This is a genomic window from Testudinibacter crocodili (assembly GCF_006228025.1).
Taxonomy (GTDB): Bacteria; Pseudomonadota; Gammaproteobacteria; order Enterobacterales; family Pasteurellaceae; genus Chelonobacter.
This window is the reverse complement of sequence record NZ_VDHF01000106.1, coordinates 1-1959: the sequence shown is the minus strand read 5'-3', so window position 1 is coordinate 1959 and position 1959 is coordinate 1. Positions and strand designations below refer to the sequence as shown.

The 1959-nt window shown below is 55.6% G+C and carries 2 protein-coding genes; both read right to left on the bottom strand.

Features of this window, described 5'->3' with window-relative positions; translation table 11 throughout:
• The coding region (locus FHQ23_RS11000) for a DUF2235 domain-containing protein (RefSeq protein WP_176552313.1) at nt 1-1141 on the bottom strand (1141 nt) is incomplete at its 3' end.
• A gap of 69 nt (nt 1142-1210) precedes the next feature.
• Nucleotides 1211-1959: DUF3304 domain-containing protein (locus tag FHQ23_RS10995; RefSeq protein ID WP_139614366.1), on the bottom strand; the 749-nt coding region annotated here is incomplete at its 5' end.

The following is a 1959-nucleotide window of genomic DNA, read 5'->3' as shown; positions in this document are numbered from 1 at the left end:
TGGCGGGGGAGGTGGTAGTGCTGGCGGCAGCCTGTTGGTGGGTGGCGGCTAAGGCGCCGGTGTTCGTTTTGTCTTTGTCTTTATCGTCATTTTTTTCTTTTTCTTTTTGCGCCGCGATGTCATGTTCCAGCCGGGTTTTAAACGCCGCATTCTCCGGCCGCTCCAGCAAATAATCCAACAGCCAGTTGACAAAGGTGCGCGCCTCCGCCGCCCCGCGTGAGAAACCCACCACATACAAAACCATCCCTTTGGGATGGATTTGGGTGTTTTTTTTAGGCAGCGTAGCCAGAAATTGATCCAATTCGGTCTTGCGCCCCGCCGCACTGCCCATATTGCGTATCATCGCTTTGGCGTCATCGGTCTCCAAGCGTTTCGTTTGTTGGAACAGCCCGCTGCGCCCCAGGCTGTCACACAAGCGGGTTAGCCCCCAATTAATCCGTGCCTGGCCGAATTTGGCAAAGGCTTCGCCGAACATCCCCGGGTCCAAATCGCCCACTTCCTTAAAGCGCGTTCCCACCCCTTGGATATAGTGCTTAAACCAGCCGCGTTTAATCATCTCGTCATCATCGCCATTATTGCTCTGATCAGGCCGGCCGCCGGCGCCCATACAGGCATGAAACAGCCGTGCCACATTGGTGGTGCGCGGATAGGTATACGGGGCAATCCGTGCCGCCCGGGGTGCGGGCTTCTCGTTGGTGGCGGCCGCGGCGGGCGGTGCGGCGCCGGACACCTTCTCATCCGCCTCTTCGTTATTATTGGTGCCGTCGAAGAAGAAGCTGATCTTTAAGGTCTTCTGGCAAAGGGGTTCCGGCTTGCCTTGGGCATCTTTAGTAAAGCGGGTGCCACCGCGGTTTTGCTGTATCGCCGCGATGCTGGCAGGCAGCCGCCCGCCGGAGGTTTCCGGAAACGCCTCCGGCTGCGCAATCCCCGGCCAAGTAAAGGTTTCCCGCACGGGCAACGCATCGGCCAGTGTTTGGGCGACGCCGCCAACAAATTCGGCCGCCTTGTCGAAGGCATCGCCGCCTTTGCCCGCTGATGGCTTAGTGGTGTTTATAATCTTTGAACTGTTGACGCTGCTGAGGTTGCCGAACCCAAAGGTTGCAGACTCTTTTTTTTGCGGTGTATTGTTTTGCTCCGCCATTGCTGTACCCTTTCAAATAAATCACTGCCGGAATTACTGATGCCCTGCCGGAAGGTGTATTGACCCGATTCACTCCGTAGGATAGATACCCGTTTCATTAAGCTCTTGGATATACTGCGGCAAAATCACTTGCGGGATATTCTTCCGCTCCAAACGCACCTCGTCCATCCGTGCTTTATGCTTGCGGTAATCCGCCATCGATTTCACCACTGGGCGCTTGGAACACAGCTTTAGGCTTTTGGCCATCAACCCATAATCCCGTTTAAACAGTTTATCCTCGTAGGTGTTGCCGTAATCAATAAACAACTGGTTGCAGGCCAGGAAATGAACCGTGATGCCGCCGGACTTACCTAAGTTCGTGCCGATATTCGGCGGTGGCGGCGGCAGGGGGACGATGGCGGTGTAGCTTTCGTCATATTGTTTCATAATCGTTAGTTGCTCCTGATTTAACCCCCCCCCTTTCTCCCGCGGATAATAGCCCGGAGACCAGTCAGGGTAGGGACTAACACGCCAATGCACTCTTACCGTCAAGCCCGGCCGCCAGGTGGCGGGGATTGTCATGCCCCCGCAAGTATCACCGCCGCCATAGCGCCGTTTGCCCACTTGGTCTAAGTCTACACCATTGGTACCGGGAATGCAGCCGCCATTCACATTGCCGCCCGTTATATTGTCATCAGTGTAAACCAAGGCCTCTACCGGGGCAAAATAAGATTCGTTCTTCCCGCCGACGATGCCGGCAAAAGGCTGGTAGGCACTGCTACAGCCGCTTAAACTTAGCCCCAGCAGGATGCCGCACGATGCAAGCATGGTTTTATTCA